This window comes from Streptomyces sp. NPDC049597 (assembly GCF_040675505.1).
Classification (GTDB): domain Bacteria; phylum Actinomycetota; class Actinomycetes; order Streptomycetales; family Streptomycetaceae; genus Streptomyces.
Map to the genome: position 1 here is coordinate 97,932 of NZ_JBFAOY010000002.1, position 20,148 is coordinate 118,079.

The window sequence follows — 20,148 nt, forward strand, 5'->3', positions numbered from 1 at the left end:
CTGACGGTACATCAGAAAGTTGCCCGGGCATCCTGTCGTCGCCCGCGAAATGACGAGACGTCATGTGTGGTCGGTGAGGCGGACTCCGCCGGATGGATGCCTCCGGACTCTTCGTGCCGGGACCGGCCGGCGGGTGGGCGGGGGGCCGGGGGCGGAACGCGCGACGGCGGTCACCTCGTGGGTGACCGCCGTCGGCGTGACAGGACTTCGGGTGGTGCTGGGTGGCGCTACTTCGTCGGCTTCTTCCCGGTGATGCCCAGGTGCACCAACAGCGCAAGGTTCGGCTTCAGTTCGGCCTGCTTCACGCCCCAGGTGGTGAAGCCCTTCTGGTGCGAGGCCACCGCGGCGAGCATCGCCACGAGTGACCCGGCCATGGCCGCGGGACTCACGTCCTTGTCGACCTTGCCCTTGGACTGGAGCTCCTGCACCGCCTCCGTAAGGGAGTTGGTGACGGAGTTCAGGATCTTCATGCGGATCTTGTAGAACCGCTTGTCGCCCTCCGCCGCGCCGAGGTCGACCACGCGCAGGATCGCGTCGTTGCGGCGCCAGAAGTCGAGGAAGCCCTCGACCAGTTCCTCCGAGGACTGCCAGCCGGCCTTGCCGACCCACGAGCGCCCGGAGACCAGATCGGTCAACGATGCGCCTTCCTTGGCCATTTCCTCGGCGATCTCGAGGACGGCGCCCTCCACGTCCGGGAAGTACTGATAGAACGTCGCGGGTGAAGTGCCCGCCTTCCGGGCCACGTCGATGACCTTGACGTCCCGGTACGGCGAGGAGCTGAGCATCTCGCTGAGGCAGTCGAGCAGCTTCTGCCGCGTCGCCTGTCCGCGTCGTCCGGCCACTCGGCCGTCGACGGTGCGTACTTGTCCTGTCATGCCGTCAGCTTACCGAGGGGTGATCGGGGCGCGATTCGGCCGACTGCAAATGGGGTGCGGGCGCGCGACGGCAATAGTGTTATCAACAGCCTGTGGACAACTTCGGTGGACAACTCGCCGAGACGGGTCGTCGCGGACCGTGACGACCGGTCGCCCTGGTCCGCCTTTGCGGCGTATGTTCGATTTTCTTCCGCGCGCTCCGGGTGTCGCGACGTTAGCTTGATGTGACGGGCACCACACGGAAGGGACCGGTCCATGGCCGTATTCACAGAGGGCACGCCCTGCTGGGTGGACGCGTCCCTTCCCGACGTCGAGGCGGGCAAGCGCTTCTACGGGGAGCTCTTCGGATGGACCTTCACGGAGGGCGGCGGGGACCCCCTCCCCGGCGGCGGCACGCGCGGCCGGTACGCCGACGCCTACAGCGACGGCCGTCTCGTCGCCACCCTCACGCCCAAGCGTGACGGGCGCATGCCGACCGTATGGGGCGTGTACCTGGCCACCTCGGACGCCGCCGGGCTCGCGCGCCGCATCGCCGCGGGCGGCGGCCATGTGATCAACGATCCGCTGCGCGTGGGGCGGGCGGGCACGGCCGCCCTCGTGGCGGACCCGGGCGGCGCGGTCTTCGGTCTGTGGCAGGCGGGGGAGCGCACGGGCTTCGAGAAGCACGGCGAGCCCGGCTCGTTCTGCTGGACCGAGGTCTACACGCGGGACAAGGAGCGGGCCGACGCCTTCTACGAGGGGGTCCTCGGCTTCCAGGGCACCGACCTGCCCGGCATCACCTCCGCGGACTTCCGCATGTGGTCGCCGGCGGGCACGGAACCGGGCGAGAGGACGGCCGTGGGCGGGCGCAGCGTGATCGACGACTCCCTGCCGGCCGAGATGCCCGGCCACTTCCTCGTCTACTTCTGCGTGGAGGACTGCGACGCGGCGGCGGCGACGGTCGTCCGGCTCGGCGGCCGGGTGCGGACGGCGCCGTTCGACATCCCCTACGGCCGTATCGCGGTCCTCGCGGACGACCAGGGCGCGACGTTCGGGATCCTGGCGGAGCCCGCACTCCCGGAGGGCCCCCTGGCCCACCGCGCCCCGGAGCCGACCGCGTCGCCGGCCCCGCGCCTCGACCCCGAACTCCACCCGGAGGCGGAGTGGGGCCGCGCGCCGGGCCCGAACACGGAGGCGGAGTGGGGCCGTGCGCCGGGCCCGAACCCGGAGGCGGAGTGGGGCCGTGCGCCGGGCCCGAACCCGGAACAGGCTCGAGAACCGGGTGCGGGGGCGCGGCCCGAGCCGGGGCCCGCCGCCGAGCCGGATACCGGACGTGAGCCGGGTGGGGCGGCGCGCCCGGAGCCGGATCCCGCAACCGGGCCGGGTGCGGCGGCGCGCCCGGAGCCGGAGCCCGGACCCGAGCCGGGTACAGGGGCCCGCCCCCAGGCGGGGGCCGGCGGCCCCGTTGAGCCCGGGCCCCGGCCGGGTGCGGGACCCGAGTCGGAGCCTGGGCCGGGCGCGGGACCCGAGTCGGAGCCTGGCGGCCCCGTTGAGCCCGAGTCCCGGCCGGGTGCGGGACCCGAGTCGGAGCCTGGGCTGGGCCCGGGGCCCGAGTCGGAGCCTGGCGGCCCCGCTGAGCCCGAGCCCCGGCCGGGCCCGGGGCCCGAGTCGGAGGCAGCGTCGCGGCCCGGTCGGCCCGACGCATCGGGGAGCGGCGGCAGCGCACGTGGCTGAGGCGCGGACGCCCCCCGGTGCGGGGAGGGCGACGACGGCGGCCCGGCCGGTCACCCACCCGCGGGCCGCCGCCTGCGGGCCGACGCCCGAGGCCGCGTTAGCAGCCGGGCCGGCCCGGCCTGCCGACGAGGCCCCGCCTGACCATTCCGTGCCGCGCCGCCCGGGTGGAGGCCACGCCCGGGCAGGGGCGGAAGCGCAGCCGCCGCGGTCCGGTGCCTGCGCGCCCCCACGGCACCCCGGGGGCAACCCCCGCGCGCCGCGGCGCGTCCCCCACCAGGGTGCGGCCCGGGTGCCCGACGTGTCCGAAACCGGGTGAGACACCCCGATCCGCCCCCGGGTTCGCAACCGTCGGCCCGGACAGGAAGAATCAGGGTGCTCACCGCAGAGGGGCTTGAGGGTGAGACCCTGCACGGGGCTGGAGATGACGGGCTCCTTCAGACGGAGCCCGTACGGGGAGGTGGCACGCAAGTATGGAGCAGCTGACGCAGCACGACCCGAGACGGATCGGTCCGTTCGAGGTGCTGGGCCGGCTCGGCGCCGGCGGCATGGGACTGGTCTATCTCGCCCGGTCGGCGTCCGGCCGCCGGGTCGCGATCAAGACGGTGCGCACCGAGCTCGCCGAGGACCAGCTGTTCCGCGTCCGCTTCACGCGCGAGGTGGAGGCCGCCCGCGCGGTCAGCGGCTTCTACACGGCCGCCGTCGTGGACGCCGACCCGCGCGCCGCCGTGCCCTGGCTCGCCACCGCCTACGTGCCCGCCCCTTCCCTGGAGGAGATCGTCAACGAGTGCGGGCCGCTGCCCGCGCAGGCGGTGCGCTGGCTCGCGGCCGGGATCGCGGAGGCCCTCCAGTCCATCCACGGCGCCGGCCTCGTCCACCGCGACCTCAAGCCGTCCAACGTCCTCGTCGTCGAGGACGGCCCCCGCGTCATCGACTTCGGTATCGCGTCCGGCGTCTCCAACACCCGCCTGACCATGACCAATGTCGCCGTCGGCACGCCCGCGTACATGTCGCCCGAGCAGGCCCGCGACTCGCGCAGCGTCACCGGCGCCAGCGACGTGTTCTCCCTCGGCTCCACCCTCGTCTTCGCCGCCACCGGCCACGCGCCCTTCCACGGCGCCAACCCCGTCGAGACCGTCTTCATGCTGCTGCGCGAGGGGCCCGACCTGGAGGGCCTGCCGGACGAGCTCCGCCCCCTCATCGATTCGTGCATGCAGATGGAGGCCGGGCAGCGGCCGACCCCCGAGGACCTGCAGGCCCAGCTCGCCCCGCACCTGTTCGCCGCCGGCGGCGACGACAGCGGCACCGCCTCCGCGTGGCTGCCCGGCCTCGCCACCGCCATGATCGAGACCCGCCGCGGCGGCGGCCGCGCCCCCGCGCCGCGCCCCGCCGAGCCCTCCCGGCCCGCACCCCCCGTGCCCCCGCAGCCCTCCGTGCCGCCCGTTCCCGACCGGGAGCCCGCCTGGCAGAGCGGGAGCGACCCCCGTACCGGCCACGCCCCCGCCCACTCCGGCGGAGGACCGGTGCGACTGGCGGGCTCCGTCGTGCCCATCGGCCCGGGGCTGCGCGCGGTCGGCGCCGGACACGCCCCGGTCGCCGACGCCGGCCCGGCCACCGGCTGGATCCGCCCGCCCGGCGGACTGAACGGCTCCGACGCCGCCACGAGCGCCGTCCCCGCGCCGGCGCCCGCCCCTGCCCCGCCCCCGCCGGAGACCGGCCCCGGGCACTGGCGCCCGTGGCGTTTCCGGATGTCGAACGACGTGTGGGGGACGCCGGTCGTCTCCGACGATCTGCTGTACGTGACCTCGTTCGAGGTCCACGCGCTCGACGTCGGCACCGGCCGCCGCCAGTTCAAGACCCGCGACGTCGCCTGGTCCATGGCCGTCGGGGGAGGCCGTATCCACGCCTCCGACGGGCCGACGCTCTACGCGCTCGACGCCGCGAGCGGCGGCGAGCGCTGGCGGCTCCAGACCGATGCCTGGGTGTACTCCCTCAAGGTCGACCGCGGCACCGTCCTCACCGGCACCCGCGGCGGCGGCGTGCAGGCATGGGAGGCGTCCAACGGCCAGAAGCTGTGGGAGATCACCGGCGCCCAGACGGACTTCGAGACGCCCGAGGCGGGGCCGGCGATCTTCGGTGACACCGTCTACGTGTGGAAGGACGCCCGCCTGCGCGCTCTGGAGGCCCGCACCGGCGACGAGCGCTGGTCCTATCCCGTGGGCGACGCCGCGTCCTGCGGCAACGTGCCCGTGCGCGTACAGCCGGCGCCCGACGGCTACGTCTACGTCTCCGCCGGCACGCGGGTCCTCGCCGTGGACATCGCCTCCGGCCTGGTGCGCTGGCACTTCGAGGCGCCGGCCGTCTTCCTCTCGCCGCCCGCCTTCGCGCCGGGTCCCGCCGTGACGGGCGGCGGCGTGTACCTCGCCGACTACCTGGGCACCGTGTACGCGCTGGACGCCACGACCGGCAAGGACCGCTGGCGCATCGCGACCGAGTCGCGCCAGTCCATCGAGCCCGTGCTCGTCGCCGCCGGCAACATCCACGTCGGCAGCGGCAGCGCGCTCTACACCCTCGACGCCGTGACCGGGACGCCGCTGTGGCGGTTCGCGGCGGGCGGGGAGGTCGTCGGCACACCGGTCGTCGCGGACGGGCGCGTGCACTTCGGTTCGGCCGACCATGTGCTCTACACCCTCGACGCCGGCGGGGGGCAGCTGCGCTGGAAGCTCGCCACGGGCGGCGAGATCACCGGCTCCCCGGTCGCGCAGAACGGTGTCGTGTACGCGTGCAGCAAGGACCGCTGCGTCTATGCGCTCGACGCGGAGAAGGGCACGGCCACGGCCCGCGGCCCGCGGTAGGCGCGGGCCCCGCAGCCGCGCACGGCCCGGGTCCCGTACGCGGGGGAAGGCGTACGACACGCGAGGTGGGGTACCCGCGGCCTGCGTAGCGTTGTGACCGGGAGTGGTCACGACCGGAGCGGCTGACCCAAGGAGGCCGGCGATGATCCGCAACGTCATCGGCTCGATCCTCGCCCTCGCCGGAGCGACGGCCGCCGTATGGAGCCCCTTCCGTGACTGGTACGACGGCCGTCTCGGGCGCGACTACCGCGTCCAGGACCTCTTCACCGGCATCACCGGCAACGACGGACCGCTCCTGACGTCGGTCCTGCTGCCGCTCGCCTTCGGCGCGCTGATCGCGCTGGTCGGAGTGCTGCTGCGCTCCCGCCTGCTCGTCGCCCTGGCCGGACTGGTCGTGCTCGGCTTCACCGTCCTGTGGATGGTCCGCCAGGGCCAGGCGGCCGGCAGCCTGGCCATCGGCGGTGACGGGCCGGGCCTCGGCACCGGCGCCGCGCTCGCGGTGGGCGGCGGCATCCTCCTGCTCGTCGCGGCCGCGGTGATGAGGGGGCGCCCGCGCAGGGAGGAGCTCTACGAGGAGGGGCACGCCCCGCAGGAGGAGGACTGGGGGCCGCACGGGTCCGACCCCAGCGGGCCCGTCCCGTACCGCGACAGCCCCTACCGGCTCCACCCCGACGACCGATACGGGCGCGAGGGCCCGCCCACGTATCCCGCACCGGGGCAGCGCGACGAGCGCTGAGACGCTCGCGGCGGCAGGCGGGCGGCGCGAGAGGGGTCTCCAGCGCTGCTAGGGTGACGTGCGCTCGTCAACCGAGCCCATACGCCGACACTTTCAACGGGGGTTGAAACGTGAAGATCCGTCATGTCCGCGCGCTCGCCGTCTTCGGGATCGCGCTCGTCGCCCTGACCGGAGCCCGAGGCTCCAGTGGCGGCGGCTGCGACAACCACGGCAGCTCCAGCAGCAGCAGCGGCGGCAGCAGCCACCGCGACGACGACAGCTCCGGCAGCAGCGGCGGTTCGCTGCCCGGCGGCGGTGCCGGAGCCGACAAGGCCGCGCGTGACATCACCATCGACGAGTGCAAGTACGACACCGCGACGAAGAACCTCACCGCGAGGATCACCGTCACCAACAGCGGTGCGCTGGACTACGACTACGACGTCACCATGAAGTTCGTCGGTGGCGCCGGCGGCTCCGTCGTCCCGGCGACCGCCACCAAGACGGCCATCGCCGTCGCCGCGGGCGCCTCCGAGAGCGCCGTGCTCACCACCCCGTACACCGGTACCGGTGACGGCTCCGAGTACACCAAGTGCGAGGTCTCCCGCGCCTCTCGCAGCTGACGGACCGGCCGCCGCGCCTCGGCGGCGCGGCGGAACGGGCCGCACCGGCCCTCCTCAGCGCAGCGTGAACCCGGCCCTGCCCCGCCCGTCCCTGCCCCGCCCCTCCGTGAACAACGCGGCCTGCCGCTTTGGCGGCAGGTTGCCGAGCACGACGAGGTGCGGGGCAAGGGCGAGTGCCCCGGCTCGTGCCGACTCCGTCGCCGACCACACCGCCCTCACGGTGCCCTGTACCGCCTCCGGCGGGTACGCGGCGATCACCGCGGCGGCCCGCAGCGCCGCCGCGACGGCCCCGCCCGGCTCGGTCAGCTCCGAGACCAGACCGGTCTCGTACGCGCGCCGGGCCGACAGCCGCTCCGCCGTCCCCATCAGCGCCATCCGCGCCACCTCACCCGGCGGCATCCGCAGCGCCATGTACGCCGACTCGTACGCGCTGACCATCCCGTACGACGTGTGCGGATCGAAGAACGTCGCCTCGCGCGAGGCCACCACGAACTCGCTCTCCCCGAGCAGGTAGAACGCGCCTCCGCAGGCCATGCCCTCCACCGCCGAGACGACCGGCTTCCACAGGTCGTTGGCCTTGGGGCCGATCCTCAGCAGCGGATCGTCCACCGAGTACGGGGACGAGGGCTGCGGCACCTCGGCCGAGCGGTCGATGCCCGTGCAGAACGCCGCGGTGCCCGCACCCGTCACCACCGCCGCGCGCACCGTGTCGTCGAAGCGGAACCGCCGCCAGACGGCGGCCAGTTCACCGGCCATGGCGAGGTCGATCGCGTTGTGCCTGGCCGGCCGGTCGAGCGTGACGAGCGCGACACCCGTGCCCTCGTCCGTCTCCACCCGGATGCTCACGGCCGCTCCAGGAGCCAGCGGGGCAGGCCGGTGCGGTCGAACACCGCCCTCACCGGCGCCCCGATCCGCAGCCCTGCCGGGTCGAGCGAGTCCAGCGGGGCGTCGGGGGAGGCGACGACATTGCCGACGAGGCGGATGCGGGGAGCGTCGGCCAGTTCGACGACGACCACGTTGTACGGGGCCTGGGCGGCGTAGTCGGGCAGCAGCGGCGGGTGGGGGACCACGTACGACCAGATGCGCCCGCGGCCCGACACGGGGCGCCACTCGCTGTCGAAGGACCCGCAGTGCGGACAGCACGGGCGGGGCGGGAAGCGCGGCTCACCGCAGCCGGGCCGGGCGCAGCACTGGACGCGGAGCTCTCCGCGGGCGGCGTACTCCCAGAAGGGGGCGCCGTCGTCGTCGACCACCGGTACGAGCATCTCCACTCCTCAGGTACGCAGCAGAAGGGCCGATGTGGGCACGCCCTCGCCGGCGGTGACCAGGCATGTCGCCGCGCCCGCCACCGGGGCCGTCGACGTGCCGCGCAGTTGCCGCACGCCCTCGTTGATCAGGTTGAAGCCGTGCACGTACGCCTCGCTCAGCCCGCCCCCGCCGGTGTTGATCGGCAGCCGTCCGCCGATCTCCAGTGCCCCGCCCTCCGTGAAGGCGCCTCCCTCGCCCCTGCCGCAGAAGCCGTAGCCCTCCAGGGACAACGGGACGAGTGCCGTGAACGCGTCGTAGATCTGGGCCACGTCGACGTCCTCGGGGCCGAAGTCGGCCTGCTTCCACAGCTGCCGGGCCGCGGTCCAGGCCGGGCCGGTGAGCGGGTCGTCGTTCCAGTAGTTGACCATGCCGTGGTGCTGGGCGGGCAGGCCCTGGGCGGCCGAGTGGACGTAGACGGGCCGCCTGCGGCAGTCGCGGGCCCGTTCGGCGGAGACGACCACGCAGGCGAGGGCGCCGTCGGTCTCCAGGCAGTTGTCGAACAGGCACAGCGGTTCGCTGATCCAGCGGGCCGTCATGTACATCTCGCGGGTCAGCGGCCGGTCGTACATGATCGCGGCCGGGTTCTGGTTGGCCCTGTTCCTGCACGCCAGCGCCACATTGAAGAAGTGGTCGCGGGTCGCGCCGTATTCGTGCATGTAGCGGCGGGCGAGCATGCCGATCTCGTCGGCGGGCCGCAGCAGCCCGAAGGGACGCGTCCACTGGGCGGGCGTGGGAAGTTGGACCGCCGTGTTCCTCCAGGGGCGCGGGCCCGAGCCGCGTTTGCGGGAGCGCCAGGCGACGCCGACGGTCGCCTGTCCGGTGGCGATCGCGGCGGCGAGGTGCGCGACGGTGGCGCAGGAGCCCCCGCCGCCGAAGCCCACCCGTGAGAGGAAGGTGACGTCCCCGGCGCCGATCGCCTTCGCGAGCTCGACCTCGTCCGTCTCCTCCATCGTGTACGAGGCGAAGGCGTCGACCTCCGACGGCGCGATGCCGGCGTCGTCGAGTGCGGCGAGCACCGCCCGGCAGGCCAGGGCCTTCTCGGATTCCGGCAGATGTTTCGCGAAGGCGGTCTGTCCTGTGCCGACTATCGCCGCCCGGTCCTTGAGGGTCGCCATGCCGGGCAGCGTACAGCTAATCTGACATACCGTCAGCTAACGAGAGGGGCTTGCGATGCGACGCGGCGACCTGGAGTGGGGCTCTGTCCCGGGGCTGGTGCGGGACGCGGCCGAGCGGTACGGGCAACGGGAGGCCGTCGTCGACGGCCGCACCCGCGTCAGCTACGCCGAACTCGGCCAACGCGTCGAACGCGCCGCCGCCGCATGCGTCGCCTCCGGCGTCGCCAAGGGAGACCGGGTCGCGATCTGGGCGCCCAACTCCCTCGACTGGATCGTCTGCGCGCTCGGCGCGGTCACGGCCGGCGCCGTGCTCGTCCCCCTCAACACCCGCTTCAAGGGCGCCGAGGCAGCCGACGTCCTGCGGCGCTCCCGCGCCCGGCTCCTGTTCGTCACCGGGACCTTCCTCGGCACCTCGTACGTCGCCTCGCTGCGCCGCACCGGCGGGGAACTGCCCGACCTTGGACAGATCGTGGTCCTCGCCGACTGCGCGCCCGACGACACCCGCTACCGCACCTGGAAGGACTTCCTCGCGGGCGGCGACTCGGTCACGGCCCGCGAGGTCCGGGCCCGCGCGGACACCGTCACCGGTGCCGACCCGTCCGACATCCTGTACACGTCGGGCACCACCGGTCGCCCCAAGGGCGCGGTCGTCACCCACGCCCAGACACTGCGCTGCTACGACCTGTGGAGCGACCTCGCCGGTCTGCGCACGGGCGACCGCTACCTGATCGTGAACCCGTTCTTCCACACCTTCGGCTACAAGGCGGGCGTGATCGCCTGCCTCACCCGCGGCGCGACGATGGTGCCGCAACCCGTCTTCACCGTGGACACGGTCCTCGCCAACATCGCCGCCGAACGGATCTCGGTCCTGCCCGGACCGCCGGCCCTGCACCAGTCGCTGCTCGACCATCCCGCCCGGAGCCGGCACGATCTGTCGGCCCTGCGCCTCGTGGTGACCGGGGCCGCGGTGGTGCCCCTGCGCCTCGTCGAACGTCTCCGCGGCGAACTCGGGGTGCCCACCGTGCTGACCGCCTACGGCCTCTGCGAGGCGAGCGGCATCGTCACCATGTGCCGCCGCGGTGACGCCCCTTCGGTGATCGCCGCGACCTCGGGCCGCGCGATCCCCGGCACGGAGGTGAAGGTCCTCGCCGCCCCCGGCGAACCGGGCGAGATCCTCGTCCGCGGGCACAACGTGATGACGGGCTACTTCGAGGACCCGGCCGAGACGTCCCGAACCATCACCCCGGACGGCTGGCTGCACACGGGCGACGTGGGCGTCCTCGACGGGGACGGCAACCTGCGCGTCACGGACCGGATCAAGGACATGTTCATCGTCGGGGGCTTCAACGCCTACCCCGCGGAGATCGAGCAACTGCTCGGCCTGCACCCCGACGTCGCGGACGTCGCGGTGATCGGCATCCCGGACGCCCGCCTCGGCGAGGCCGGCAAGGCGTACGCGGTCCGCCGCCCCGGCGCGACGCTCACGGCGGACGACCTGATCGCTTGGTCGCGGCGGGAGATGGCGAACTACAAGGTGCCGCGGCAGGTGGAGTTCGTGGACGAACTGCCGCGGAACGCGAGCGGGAAGGTGCTGAAGGCGGAGCTCAGGGCGCGGCACGCCGACTGACCGCGCCCGGACGCACCACGGCCGCGGCGGCTCCCCCTCCGCGCCGCCGCGGCCGTTCCCCGTCGGATGTGGCTCAGTCGCGCGGCGGGGCGGGCGAGTGGTGGTCGCCCATGGTGGTGATGCCGCCGTCGGCAGGCGGAAGCGGAGAGTGGTGGTCCCCGAGAGTCGTCACCGCACCGTCGGCGGGAGGCAGCGGCGAGTGGTGGTCGCCCATGGTGGTGATGCCGCCGTCGGCCGGCGGTACCGGCGAGTGGTGGTCGCCCATCGTGGTGATCTCTTCGCTCTTCTTCTCGGTGCTGCTCATGTTTCGTCCCCCATGGGATTGACCGATGCGACTGAGTTCGGCCCTCCGCCCGGAAACTCCCCCGAGGGCTGCCGGACGGAAGGCCGGTGGACCTTTCGGCCCCGGTGATCCGTCTGCCCCCCGACGCGACGGATCGACTGCCGTTGAGCATGTCGGACGAGCATAAACATTCGATGAACGCCCTGGCCCGGCCTTTTCAGGCGGCACTCAGTGGAGTGGTGAGCAGTTGCCGGGCCTCATCGGCCTCAGCTGCGCCGGACTGCTCGTGCAGGGCCAGCGCCTCTCGCCAGCAGGCGCGGGCCCGGTCCGCCTGGCCGAGAGCCTCCAGCGCCCGGCCGAGTGTGAGCAGCACCTTGCCGCGCGTGCGGTCGCCTCCGATGCAGCCGATGGCCAGAGCCTGTTCGGCATGCTGGGCCGCCCCGGCGGGGCGGCAGGCGGACAGGTGGGCCTCGGCGATGCGGAAGTGAGTCGTCCCTTCCCACAGTCGCTGCCGGTTCGCCTCGAACTGTCCCAGAGCTTCGGTCAGTTGCTTCAGCGCCTCAGCGAGCTGTCCCGCCGCCGTGAGCGCGATGCCGAGTGCGAACCTGGCGTTCGCGAGGCGCAGCTTGTGGCCGATCCTCTCGTATATGGCGACGCCCTCACGGGCCAGCGTGATGGCTTCGGAGGCCCGGCCGGTGACAACATGGACGCGCGACAGGTTGCACAGTGCGCTCGCCTCGCCGGGCAGATTGCCGTCGGCGCGGGAGCCCTCCATGGCGTGACGCAGATGCTGTTCGGCCTCCGCATGGCGTCCCTGGTTGAACGCGATGATGCCGCGGTCGTTGTCCGACCAGTAGACCGGCGCCGGATCATCCGCGGCCTTCGCCAGCACGGCCGCCTGAGCGGCCTCCTCGTCCGCCTCCGTGTAACGGCCCGCGACCAGGTGGACATTGGTGAGCGATGTCCTCGCACGGGCTTCCGTGCGCGCGTCACCGGCGGCTCGGGCCGCCTCGAAAGCGAGGAAGGCGGCCGCCTCGTAGGTCTTGGCGTTGGCCCCGGACTCGGCCAGGTTCTGGGCGGCCCACAGCAGGTCCACCGCCCGCCGGAGGTGCGTCCCGCCGGATGCCTGGCGCGCGCAGGCCAGCAGGCAGTTCGCCTCGGCGTAGAGCCAGTCCTGGGCCTCCTGCCGGTCGGCGAACGACAGCCCGGCGTCCCCGGTCGGCTCCAGATGGTCCACCAGCCGGTCGCCGGGACGTTCGATGGCGAACACCCGCGCCGCCGTCCCCAGATAGAAGTCCAGCAGCCGCGACAGCGCCGCCTCCGCTTCGGACGGCGGCCGTTCGTCCCGCTCCGCGCATGCACGCGCGTAGAGGCGGACCAGGTCGTGGTAGCGGTACCTGCCCGGCGCCGCCGACTCCAGCAGGGACGTGTCGACCAGGGCCTCCAGCAGGTCCTCCGTCTCGTGGAGGGGGAGGTCCAGCACCGCCGCGGCCGCTGCCAGCGAGATGTCCGGGCCGTCCGCCAGGCCCAGCAGGCGGAAGGCGCGGGCCTGGGCCGGCTCCAACTGGCCGTAGCCCAGCTCGAACGTCGCCTTCACCGCCAGGTCGCCCGCCTGGAGCTCGTCCAGTCTGCGGCGTTCGTCCGCGAGTTTGGCCGCCAGGACCGAGACGGTCCAGGTCCGGCGCGACGCCAGGCGCGAGGCCGCGATACGGATCGCCAGCGGCAGGAACCCGCACGCCGCGACCACGTCCAGCGCCGCCTCCCGCTCCGCACGCACCCGTTCCTCGCCCACGATCCGCGTGAAGAGCTGCAGCGCCTCCTCCGGCGACATCACGTCCAGGTCCACCAGGTGCGCGCCCGCGAGGTCCACCATCCGCACCCGGCTGGTGATCAGCGCCGCGCACCCGGCCGTGCCCGGCAGCAGGGGCCGGATCTGGGCCGCGTCGCGCGCGTTGTCCAGCAGGACGAGCACTCGGCGCCCGTCCAGCGTCGAGCGGTACAGCGCGGCCCGCTCGTCCAGCGTGTCCGGGATCGCGGAGTCCGCCGTGCCGAGGGCGCGCAGGAACGCGCCGAGCACGGTCTCCGGCTCGGCGGCCCGGTTGCCCGCGCCCTGGAGGTCCACGTACAACTGCCCGTCCGGGAAGTGCTTGCGCGCCTGGTGGGCGACGTGCACGGCCAGCGTCGTCTTGCCGACGCCGCCGATGCCCGCGAGGGCGGAGACCGCCATCACCGAGCCCTCGGCGGTGGCGAGCTGGTCGCCCAGCTCCCGTACGAAACAGGCCCGGCCGGTGAAGTCCGGCACGGTGGCGGGAAGTTGCGCGGGGCGCGTGACCTGCGGCGCGGGTGACGGCTCCTCGACCGGTCGCGCCAGCTCGGCGTCCGCCTGGAGGATGCGCTGCTGGAGGCGGGCCAGCTCGGGCCGCGGGTCCACGCCCAGTTCGTCGGCGAGCAGTCGCCGCGTGTCGGCGTAGACGGCCAGGGCCTCCGCCTGCCGCCCGCTGCGGTACAGCGCGAGCATCAGCAGTTCCCGCAGCCGCTCGCGCAGCGGATGCGCGGCGGTGAGCGCGGTCAGCTCCGAGACGGCCTCGGCGTGACAGCCGAGCTCCAGGTCCAGATCGAGGCGGGTCTCCAGCAGTTGTAGCCGCCACTCCTCCAGCCGGGCGCGCTGGTTCTCCGCGTACGGCCCGGGGACGTTGGCCAGCGGTTCGCCGTCCCACAGGCCGAGCGACTTGTTGATCAGCGTCCGGGCCTGGGAGCGGTCGCCGGCGGAGCGTGCCTTTTCCGCCTCCGCGGCGAGCTCCTGCGCCACGGCGAGGTCGAGCGCGTCGCGCCCCACCCGCAGGGCGTAACCGCCGGACTCGCTCACGAGCGCGGCGGCGGACAGCGACTTGCGCAGCCGTGAGGCGTATGTGCGAACGGCGGCGAGCGCCTGCGAGGGCGGTTCCTCGCCCCAGATCGCGTCGATCAGCTCCGACGCCGTCGCGGTCCGGCCGTCGCGCAGCAACAGGGCGGCGAGCAGGGCGCGTTGCTGCGGCGAGCCGGGCGGCAGGGTCTCGGCGCCCCGCCTGACCCGGACCGGTCCGAGCACGCTGAAGTGGAGCTGGGCCGCGTCGTCCGCGCCGCTGTGCAGCGGAGCGCGCTGATTCGGTACGCGTGGCCCGCTGTCACGGTCCATTGGCTGCCCCCTGCCCGTACTGCCGGAAATCGCCCTCGACAGTCTGCCCTGTGGGGGGCGGCCCCGTCAGCAGCGGGGCACCTCCGTCTCCCGCCTGCCCATGTGAACCTCGTCCCACACCTGATCAGGGACGATAGACCTTTCCTGGCTGCGGTTCGGCGGGCGCGAGGAGCTCGGGGACCGTGACGAAGGTGTAACCGCGTTCCTTCAGCTTTTCGATGATGCCGGGGACGGCCGGCACCGTTCCGTCGTAGATGTCGTGCAGCAGGATGATTCCGTCACGGCCGGCCTGGTCGAGGATGCGTTTCTCGATGAGCGCGGAGTCGGTGGTCGAGTAGTCCTTGGCCGTGGCGCTCCACAGCACCTGGGAGAGGCCGAGTTCCTTGCTGACGGCGGTGACGTCGTCGTCGGTACGGCCCTGGGGCGGGCGCATCAGGGTGGGCTTGGTGCCGGTGATGTCGGCGATGGCGTCCTGGGTGCGGCCCAGTTCATCGCGTATCTCCTCCTTGTCCAGCCGGTCCAGGCGCTGGTGCGTCCAGGTGTGGTTGGCGACCTCGTGACCCTCGGCGGCGAGGCGCCGGACGACGTCCGGGTACCTGACGACGTGGTTCTTGCCGAGAAGGAAGAAGGTGGCGGGCACCTTCTCCTTCTTGAGGATGTCGAGCAGCCGCGGGGTGTCCTTGCCGGGGCCCGCGTCGAAGGTCAGGGCGATGCACTTGGCCTTCTCGCAGTCCACGGCCGGCCGGGCCCCCGCTCCGACGCCCTTGCCGCTGCCGGGCTGCTCGTCGCCGGAGAACGCCGCCCCGTCGGCGCGGGCGTCCGCGCGGGCGTCGGCGGGCGAGGTGGCGTCCGCCGAGCAGCCGGCGAGAACGAGCGCGAGTGAGGCGGCGGCGAGCGCGGAGACAACCCGCGGCCTGCGTATGTGCGTCTTGACGGGCATGACGGTGTTCCCCCTGTGTGATGGTCACGGCGCGCGGCGGTGTGCCGCGGTGGTCTGCCGTGGTGCGTGAGCGCACTATACACACGGTGTATAGAGGGGATTCCCGGTTGGCCCGCAGGGAGCTGACGACTCGTCAGATCAGCGCTACCGTGGGTTCATGGAGACCTTCCCGAAGATCATCTCGGTGGACGACCACACGGTGGAGCCCCCCAGCGTCTGGCGGGACCGGCTCCCGTCGAAGTACCGCGACACCGGCCCGCGCGTCGTCCGGGCCCCGCTGAAGGACATGACCTTCCTCGGCGGGAAGTTCTCCCCGGTCATGGGGGCGCCCGGCGACGACGGCCCGATCGGCGACTGGTGGGTGTACGAGGACCTGCACCGCCCCCTGACCCGGCTCGACACGGCCGTCGGGTACGACAGGGACGAGATCAGGCTGGAGATCATCACCTACGAGCAGATGCGCCCGGGGTCGTACTCCGTGCCCGACCGGCTCGCCGACATGGACGTCAACCACGTGCAGTCCGCGCTCTGCTTCCCGACCTTCCCCCGCTTCTGCGGCCAGACCTTCACCGAGGCGGCCGACCGGGAGCTCGGCCTGCTGTGTGTGCGGGCGTACAACGACTGGATGGTGGAGGAGTGGTGCGGCCCCGAGGCCCGCGGCCGGCTGATCCCGCTCACCCTCGTCCCGCTGTGGGACGCCCGCCTCGCCGCCGACGAGGTCCGGCGCAACGCGGCACGCGGCGTGCGCGCGGTCGCCTTCTCCGAGATACCCCCGCACCTCGGGCTGCCGTCCATCCACACCGACGCGTGGGACCCGTTCCTCGCCGCGTGCGACGAGACGGGCACGGTCGTCGCCATGCACATCGGCTCGTCCTCGAGGATGCCCTCGACGTCGGCGGACGCCCCGCCGGCCGTGGGGTCGACCATCACCTTCGCCAACTGCTGCTTCTCGATGGTGGACTGGCTGATGAGCGGCAAGTTCGAGCGCTTCCCCAACCTGCGGGTCATGTACGCCGAGGGCCAGATCGGCTGGATCCCCTACATCCTGGAACGGGCGGACGTGGTCTGGGAGGAGAACCGCGCCTGGGGAGGTGTCGCCGAAAAGGTCACCCGGCCGCCCTCGGAGCTGTTCGCCGAGCACGTGTACGGCTGCTTCTTCGACGACGCCTTCGGCCTGCGAAGCCTGCGCGCGATCGGCGCGGACAACGTGCTCTACGAGACGGACTACCCGCACTCCGACTCGACCTGGCCGAAGTCGAAGGAGGTCGGCGAGTCCCAGATGGCCCACCTCCCCCCGGACGTGGTGAACCGCATCGTGCGCGGCAACGCGATCGAGTTGCTGGGCCTGACGGAGGACGGGTTGTGGGCGGGGCCGTAACGCCATCCGGCGGGCCGGGGCCTGAGCGGTGGGCGCGTCGTACATGCCGGCGGGACCGGACATCCAGCCCCACCGGCATGTGAGGCACACGGGCCGGGGCGGAGCCCAGGACAACGACCCGGTTTCAGCGCACGATCTCGAACCTGGGCGGCTCGAGTCTCTTCAGGCATTCGGTCTTCGGCGCGGCCGGGTCCTCGAAGAACGAGACGGCGATCTCCTGGGCGCACTCCGACGTGGCGAACACCACGTGCGGCTCGTAGGGGACCGTGACGACCTTGGCCTTGCTCAGCGTACGGGCGACGTACGGTCCGTTGTCCGCCCCCGTCTGGGCGTCGAACCCGCCCGACAGGGCGAGGGTGGGGATGTCGCCGCGCGTGACGTCCCGGATCGAGGGCGCCGCCGCGGGGACGTTCCAGACGGCGCAGTCCGGACGGAGGAAGGTGAGCTGGGGAGCCTGGGCCTGCACCGAGCGGGGGAATGAGGGGAACGCCTCCTGGCCGCCCTTGAGCGCCTCCTCCTGGCTCTCGTACGGCGTCCACTCGCTGCAGAAGACGCCGTAGACGAGACCGTGCGCGACCCTTCCCACGGCCTGGGGACTGAGCTTGCCGCCCGCCCACTGCTTCGCGATCCGCTCCGGTTTGCCGTTCGCCAGCTCGTCGAGGGCGGCGGGTACCTGCTCCGCCACGTGGGTCGCGGAGGTCATCCAGTTCACCAGGGCTCCGCCGTCCAGTACGACCTTCACCGGCTTGTCCTCGCCGGGGAGCGTGACGTTGGTCGTGACCGGTTTGGCTTCGAGGTCGCGGACGAGCTTGTCGAAGGTGGCCGGCAGGTTCGGATAGCGCTTGTTGCACGCCGGCTGGTCCGCGCAGGCCTTGAACAGGCCGTCGAAGCCCTGCCGGGCGCTGCTCCAGGTCAGAGCCGATCCGCCCTTGGAGGGCGGCAGTATGCCGTCGAGGCCCACCGAGCGGAGCCCCTCGGGGTGCAGGCGCATGTAGACCAGTGCCAGGTGGGTGCCGTAGGAGATGGCGTACAGGTTCCACTGCTTGATGCCGAGCGCGGTGCGCAGGTCGTCGTAGTCGGCGGCGCTCTCACTGTCGTTGTAGGCACTGAGATCGATCCCGCGGCCCGCCAGTTTGTCGCGGCAGGCCTTGGTGGCCTCGACGTGCAGGCGCTCGGTGGACGGCGCGTCGTAGACGAGGCCGACCGCCTGTGCGTTGAACTCGTCGATGTTGGGGCAGAGAACATTCGGATCGGCCGAGTACGTACCGCGCTGGGACATGAGGATCACGTCACGGTCGCGGTTCAGACCGCCGTCGATCGCCATCTTCGCCTCGCCGACCGCGTCGTCCCCGGGGCCGCCCGCGAGCCACACGATGGGATCGGGTTTCGGTTTGTCGGCCGCGGCGGGCACGATCGCGACACCGAGTTCGATCGTTCTTCTGCTCGGTTCGGCGCGGTTCTCGGGCACGGTGAGCGTTCCGCAGCGGGCCCCCTTCAGTTCCTCGATCGGTTCCGGCGTCTTCGGGCAGGGGCCCGGTTCGAAGCTGGCGTCGCCCACCGTCCGGGCGACCGTGCCGATCGGCGCTCCGGTGCCGGTGCCGGTGAGGGGCTGTGCCTGGGCGGGTGCCGTGAGCAGGCCGGTGACGAGGAGACCGGTCGCCGTGGCGGCCGACGGGGCCAGGAGTCGCCGTGCGGTGCGCCGGCGACGGGGCGCTTGGTGGAATTCCATTTGCCCTCCCGGTCATTTCGGGATGATCGTGAACGGTTCGGGCTCGAGATCGTCCACGCAACTGGTGTCGGGCGCGGTCGGGCGAGCGAGGAACGAGGCCAGCACGCGTTGCGCGCAAGGCGACTGCGGGACGACCCAGTGGCCGATTCCGGGAATCTGCACGGCGGTCGAGCGGGACAGGTCACGGGCCACGCCCCGCGCCCAACTCGCCCCGGTCTTCGCGTCGAACGTGCCGGAGATGACGAGCGCCGGCACCGAGCTGACCGTGGCCACCCGCTGGACGGACGCGCGGTCCGGAACATTCCAGATCCGGCACGCCGGGTATTGGAAGGGAAGTTGTGGCACCTGGGCCAGGACCGTGTCCGGCCACCCGGGGAAGGCCTTGCGCCCCGCCTTCAGCACGTCGGGTTCGGAGTATCCCGGCGCCCACTCGCTGCACGCCACCGACTCCGTCAGGCCATGTGCGAACGCGCCGACGTTCTGGACCGAACCGGCCGCGCGGGCCTGCGCGAAGCGCTTCGGGTTCCCGTTGCTGAGTTCCTCGAGCGCCGCCGGGAGGTCCTTGGGCCGGGGATGGAAGGCGACGATCAGGTCCAGCAGCCCGCCCCCGTCGAGGACGACCTCGACCGGCTCTCCTCCACCCGGCGGCGCGACGTTCAGCCTCAGGGGCTGGGCCTCCAGCTTGCGCACCTGCTCCGTCAGCGTACGGGGAAGGTCCGGGTACCGGTCCTTGCAGGCGGGCTGCGCCGCGCACGCCTCGAAGATGTTGTTGATCCCCTCAGCGGCGCTGCTCCATCCCCATGGCAGGGTCGCGCTCTGGGGAGGTGTGATCGAGTCGATCGCCACCGCGCGGATTCCCTCGGGGTGCAGGCGCAGGTATGTGAGGGCCAGGTCGCTGCCGTAGGAGTACCCGTAGACGTTCCACCGGGGGAGATCGAGCGCCTTCCGCAGGTCGGCGAAGTCAGCGGCGTTCTCGGTGGTGTTGTAGGCGCTCAGGTCGACGCCGTCGGCCGTCAGGCGGTCCCGGCACTCCTTCACCGCCTTCAGCATGAGCTGTTCCGTCGGCTTCGCGCCATAGCGCAGGCCCACGGCCCGCGCGTTGAACCGGTCGATCTCCGGGCAGGCGAGGTTCGGCTGCGCGTAGAGGTCCCCGCGCTGGGTCATCACGATCAGGTCGCGGTTCCTGTTCAGGCCGGAGTCGACGAGGAACGGGATGTCGTCGATCGCGTCGCCGCCGGGACCGCCCGACATGAACACCACGGGTTCCTGTGCGGGCTTCGCCGGGGTGACAGCCGGAATGACCGCCACGGCCAGCTTGATGGTCCGGCCGCCTGGGCGGGAGCGGTTCTCGGGAACCTCGAGGAAGCCGCACCGTGCGCCGCTCAGCGCTTCGATGGGCTCGGGAGGCTTCGGACAGGGGCCGGGCACGAACCGGGACGGGGCCACCTGGCTGAGCTGCCCCGCGGCCCGGTCGGCTGGTGACGCGGCGCCACCGGGTGTGGGGCCGAATGCCGCAAGGCAGGCCAGAGCCGTCGCGGCCATCACCGCGTGGATGCTGTGCTTTGGCATGTGGTCTCGTTCCTCTGCCGACGTAGGCGGCGGCCCTGCCGGGCCAGGCCCGCAGCGGTTTGGGCGGAACGCACCTTCTCGACGCTACCGGGTGGCGCTTTCACGCGCACGTGGAGCGGTCGCAACCCGTGACATGGCGGACAACGGACGGCGGTGATCGTGGATCTCGTCGTGGACCGTGCGAGGTTCGCGGGAACCGAACGCCGGGGTGGCCCGGGCGTTCACGACTTCGTGCGGCAGCCGCGCTGC

The 20,148-nt window shown here is 72.6% G+C and carries 14 protein-coding genes and 1 pseudogene; 6 read left to right on the forward strand and 9 right to left on the reverse strand.

The genetic code is table 11. The annotated features are described in order from the left end of the window. Positions 1-227 precede the first annotated feature (227 nt). Positions 228-875, reverse strand: a complete 648-nt coding sequence (locus tag AB0K02_RS04315) for a TetR family transcriptional regulator (RefSeq protein ID WP_307714933.1) — start codon at positions 873-875, stop codon at positions 228-230. 255 nt (positions 876-1,130) lie between these two features. Between AB0K02_RS04315 and AB0K02_RS04320 the strand changes: the two are divergent. From AB0K02_RS04320 to AB0K02_RS04335, 4 genes and pseudogenes are all read left to right on the forward strand, one after another. Beyond that, positions 1,131-1,925: pseudogene (locus tag AB0K02_RS04320) on the forward strand (VOC family protein); the annotation flags it as partial. 1,133 nt (positions 1,926-3,058) lie between these two features. Next, the gene (locus AB0K02_RS04325; RefSeq protein WP_365990825.1) at positions 3,059-5,440 is read left to right on the forward strand and encodes a PQQ-binding-like beta-propeller repeat protein; all 2,382 of its coding nucleotides are present in this window, start codon (positions 3,059-3,061) and stop codon (positions 5,438-5,440) included. Positions 5,441-5,582: 142 nt separating this feature from the next. Continuing rightward, positions 5,583-6,176 carry a hypothetical protein gene (locus tag AB0K02_RS04330; protein ID WP_365990826.1) on the forward strand — a complete coding sequence of 198 codons (594 nt, stop codon included), beginning with the start codon at positions 5,583-5,585 and terminating at the stop codon, positions 6,174-6,176. 110 nt (positions 6,177-6,286) lie between these two features. Further along, positions 6,287-6,775 (forward strand): hypothetical protein, encoded by a 489-nt coding sequence (locus AB0K02_RS04335; RefSeq protein ID WP_365990827.1) that lies wholly within the window; start codon positions 6,287-6,289, stop codon positions 6,773-6,775. 54 nt (positions 6,776-6,829) lie between these two features. On the opposite strand, the gene AB0K02_RS04340 is transcribed toward AB0K02_RS04335, so the two are convergent. The 3 genes from AB0K02_RS04340 to AB0K02_RS04350 are packed head-to-tail and all read right to left on the reverse strand — an operon-like array spanning position 6,830 to position 9,198. After that, positions 6,830-7,621: an enoyl-CoA hydratase/isomerase family protein gene (locus AB0K02_RS04340; protein ID WP_365990828.1), complete on the reverse strand. Its 792-nt coding sequence runs from the start codon at positions 7,619-7,621 to the stop codon at positions 6,830-6,832. After that, positions 7,618-8,040, reverse strand: coding sequence for an OB-fold domain-containing protein (locus AB0K02_RS04345; RefSeq protein ID WP_365990829.1), 423 nt, complete (start codon positions 8,038-8,040; stop codon positions 7,618-7,620). Before AB0K02_RS04345 ends, AB0K02_RS04340 begins: the two co-directional genes overlap by 4 nt. Positions 8,041-8,049: 9 nt before the next feature. Then, positions 8,050-9,198 (reverse strand): lipid-transfer protein, encoded by a 1,149-nt coding sequence (locus tag AB0K02_RS04350; protein ID WP_365990830.1) that lies wholly within the window; start codon positions 9,196-9,198, stop codon positions 8,050-8,052. A 55-nt stretch (positions 9,199-9,253) separates the two neighbouring features. Between AB0K02_RS04350 and AB0K02_RS04355 the strand changes: the two genes are divergently transcribed. Next, positions 9,254-10,825: a FadD3 family acyl-CoA ligase gene (locus AB0K02_RS04355; protein WP_365990831.1), complete on the forward strand. Its 1,572-nt coding sequence runs from the start codon at positions 9,254-9,256 to the stop codon at positions 10,823-10,825. A 73-nt stretch (positions 10,826-10,898) separates the two neighbouring features. Here the strand turns inward: AB0K02_RS04355 and AB0K02_RS04360 are convergent, their stop codons facing one another. The 3 genes from AB0K02_RS04360 to AB0K02_RS04370 all read right to left on the reverse strand — a co-directional run bounded on the left by AB0K02_RS04360 (position 10,899) and on the right by AB0K02_RS04370 (position 15,223). After that, complete coding sequence (locus AB0K02_RS04360) at positions 10,899-11,129, reverse strand: hypothetical protein (RefSeq protein WP_365990832.1); 231 nt, start codon at positions 11,127-11,129, stop codon at positions 10,899-10,901. A gap of 196 nt (positions 11,130-11,325) precedes the next feature. Continuing rightward, positions 11,326-14,283 carry a BTAD domain-containing putative transcriptional regulator gene (locus tag AB0K02_RS04365; protein WP_365990833.1) on the reverse strand — a complete coding sequence of 986 codons (2,958 nt, stop codon included), beginning with the start codon at positions 14,281-14,283 and terminating at the stop codon, positions 11,326-11,328. Between the two features lie 124 nt (positions 14,284-14,407). Beyond that, positions 14,408-15,223: a polysaccharide deacetylase family protein gene (locus tag AB0K02_RS04370; protein ID WP_365990834.1), complete on the reverse strand. Its 816-nt coding sequence runs from the start codon at positions 15,221-15,223 to the stop codon at positions 14,408-14,410. A 157-nt stretch (positions 15,224-15,380) separates the two neighbouring features. Here AB0K02_RS04370 and AB0K02_RS04375 point away from each other — a divergent pair, with 157 nt between their 5' ends. Beyond that, entirely contained in the window at positions 15,381-16,601 is a 1,221-nt protein-coding gene (locus AB0K02_RS04375; RefSeq protein ID WP_365990835.1) for an amidohydrolase family protein, read from the forward strand. A 124-nt stretch (positions 16,602-16,725) separates the two neighbouring features. Here the strand turns inward: AB0K02_RS04375 and AB0K02_RS04380 are convergent, their stop codons facing one another. Beyond that, entirely contained in the window at positions 16,726-18,330 is a 1,605-nt protein-coding gene (locus AB0K02_RS04380) for an alpha/beta fold hydrolase (protein ID WP_365990836.1), read from the reverse strand. A gap of 12 nt (positions 18,331-18,342) precedes the next feature. Further along, positions 18,343-19,899, reverse strand: a complete 1,557-nt coding sequence (locus tag AB0K02_RS04385) for an alpha/beta fold hydrolase (RefSeq protein ID WP_365990837.1) — start codon at positions 19,897-19,899, stop codon at positions 18,343-18,345. Positions 19,900-20,148: the final 249 nt, after the last annotated feature.

Coding starts and splice junctions, on each gene's coding strand:
- AB0K02_RS04315 (WP_307714933.1), bottom strand. CDS start 875: ATGACAGGACAAGTACGCACCGTCGACGGCCGAGTGGCCGGACGACGC.
- AB0K02_RS04325 (WP_365990825.1), top strand. CDS start 3,059: ATGGAGCAGCTGACGCAGCACGACCCGAGACGGATCGGTCCGTTCGAG.
- AB0K02_RS04330 (WP_365990826.1), top strand. CDS start 5,583: ATGATCCGCAACGTCATCGGCTCGATCCTCGCCCTCGCCGGAGCGACG.
- AB0K02_RS04345 (WP_365990829.1), bottom strand. CDS start 8,040: ATGCTCGTACCGGTGGTCGACGACGACGGCGCCCCCTTCTGGGAGTAC.
- AB0K02_RS04350 (WP_365990830.1), bottom strand. CDS start 9,198: ATGGCGACCCTCAAGGACCGGGCGGCGATAGTCGGCACAGGACAGACC.
- AB0K02_RS04355 (WP_365990831.1), top strand. CDS start 9,254: ATGCGACGCGGCGACCTGGAGTGGGGCTCTGTCCCGGGGCTGGTGCGG.
- AB0K02_RS04360 (WP_365990832.1), bottom strand. CDS start 11,129: ATGAGCAGCACCGAGAAGAAGAGCGAAGAGATCACCACGATGGGCGAC.
- AB0K02_RS04365 (WP_365990833.1), bottom strand. CDS start 14,283: ATGGACCGTGACAGCGGGCCACGCGTACCGAATCAGCGCGCTCCGCTG.
- AB0K02_RS04370 (WP_365990834.1), bottom strand. CDS start 15,223: ATGCCCGTCAAGACGCACATACGCAGGCCGCGGGTTGTCTCCGCGCTC.
- AB0K02_RS04375 (WP_365990835.1), top strand. CDS start 15,381: ATGGAGACCTTCCCGAAGATCATCTCGGTGGACGACCACACGGTGGAG.
- AB0K02_RS04380 (WP_365990836.1), bottom strand. CDS start 18,330: ATGGAATTCCACCAAGCGCCCCGTCGCCGGCGCACCGCACGGCGACTC.
- AB0K02_RS04385 (WP_365990837.1), bottom strand. CDS start 19,899: ATGCCAAAGCACAGCATCCACGCGGTGATGGCCGCGACGGCTCTGGCC.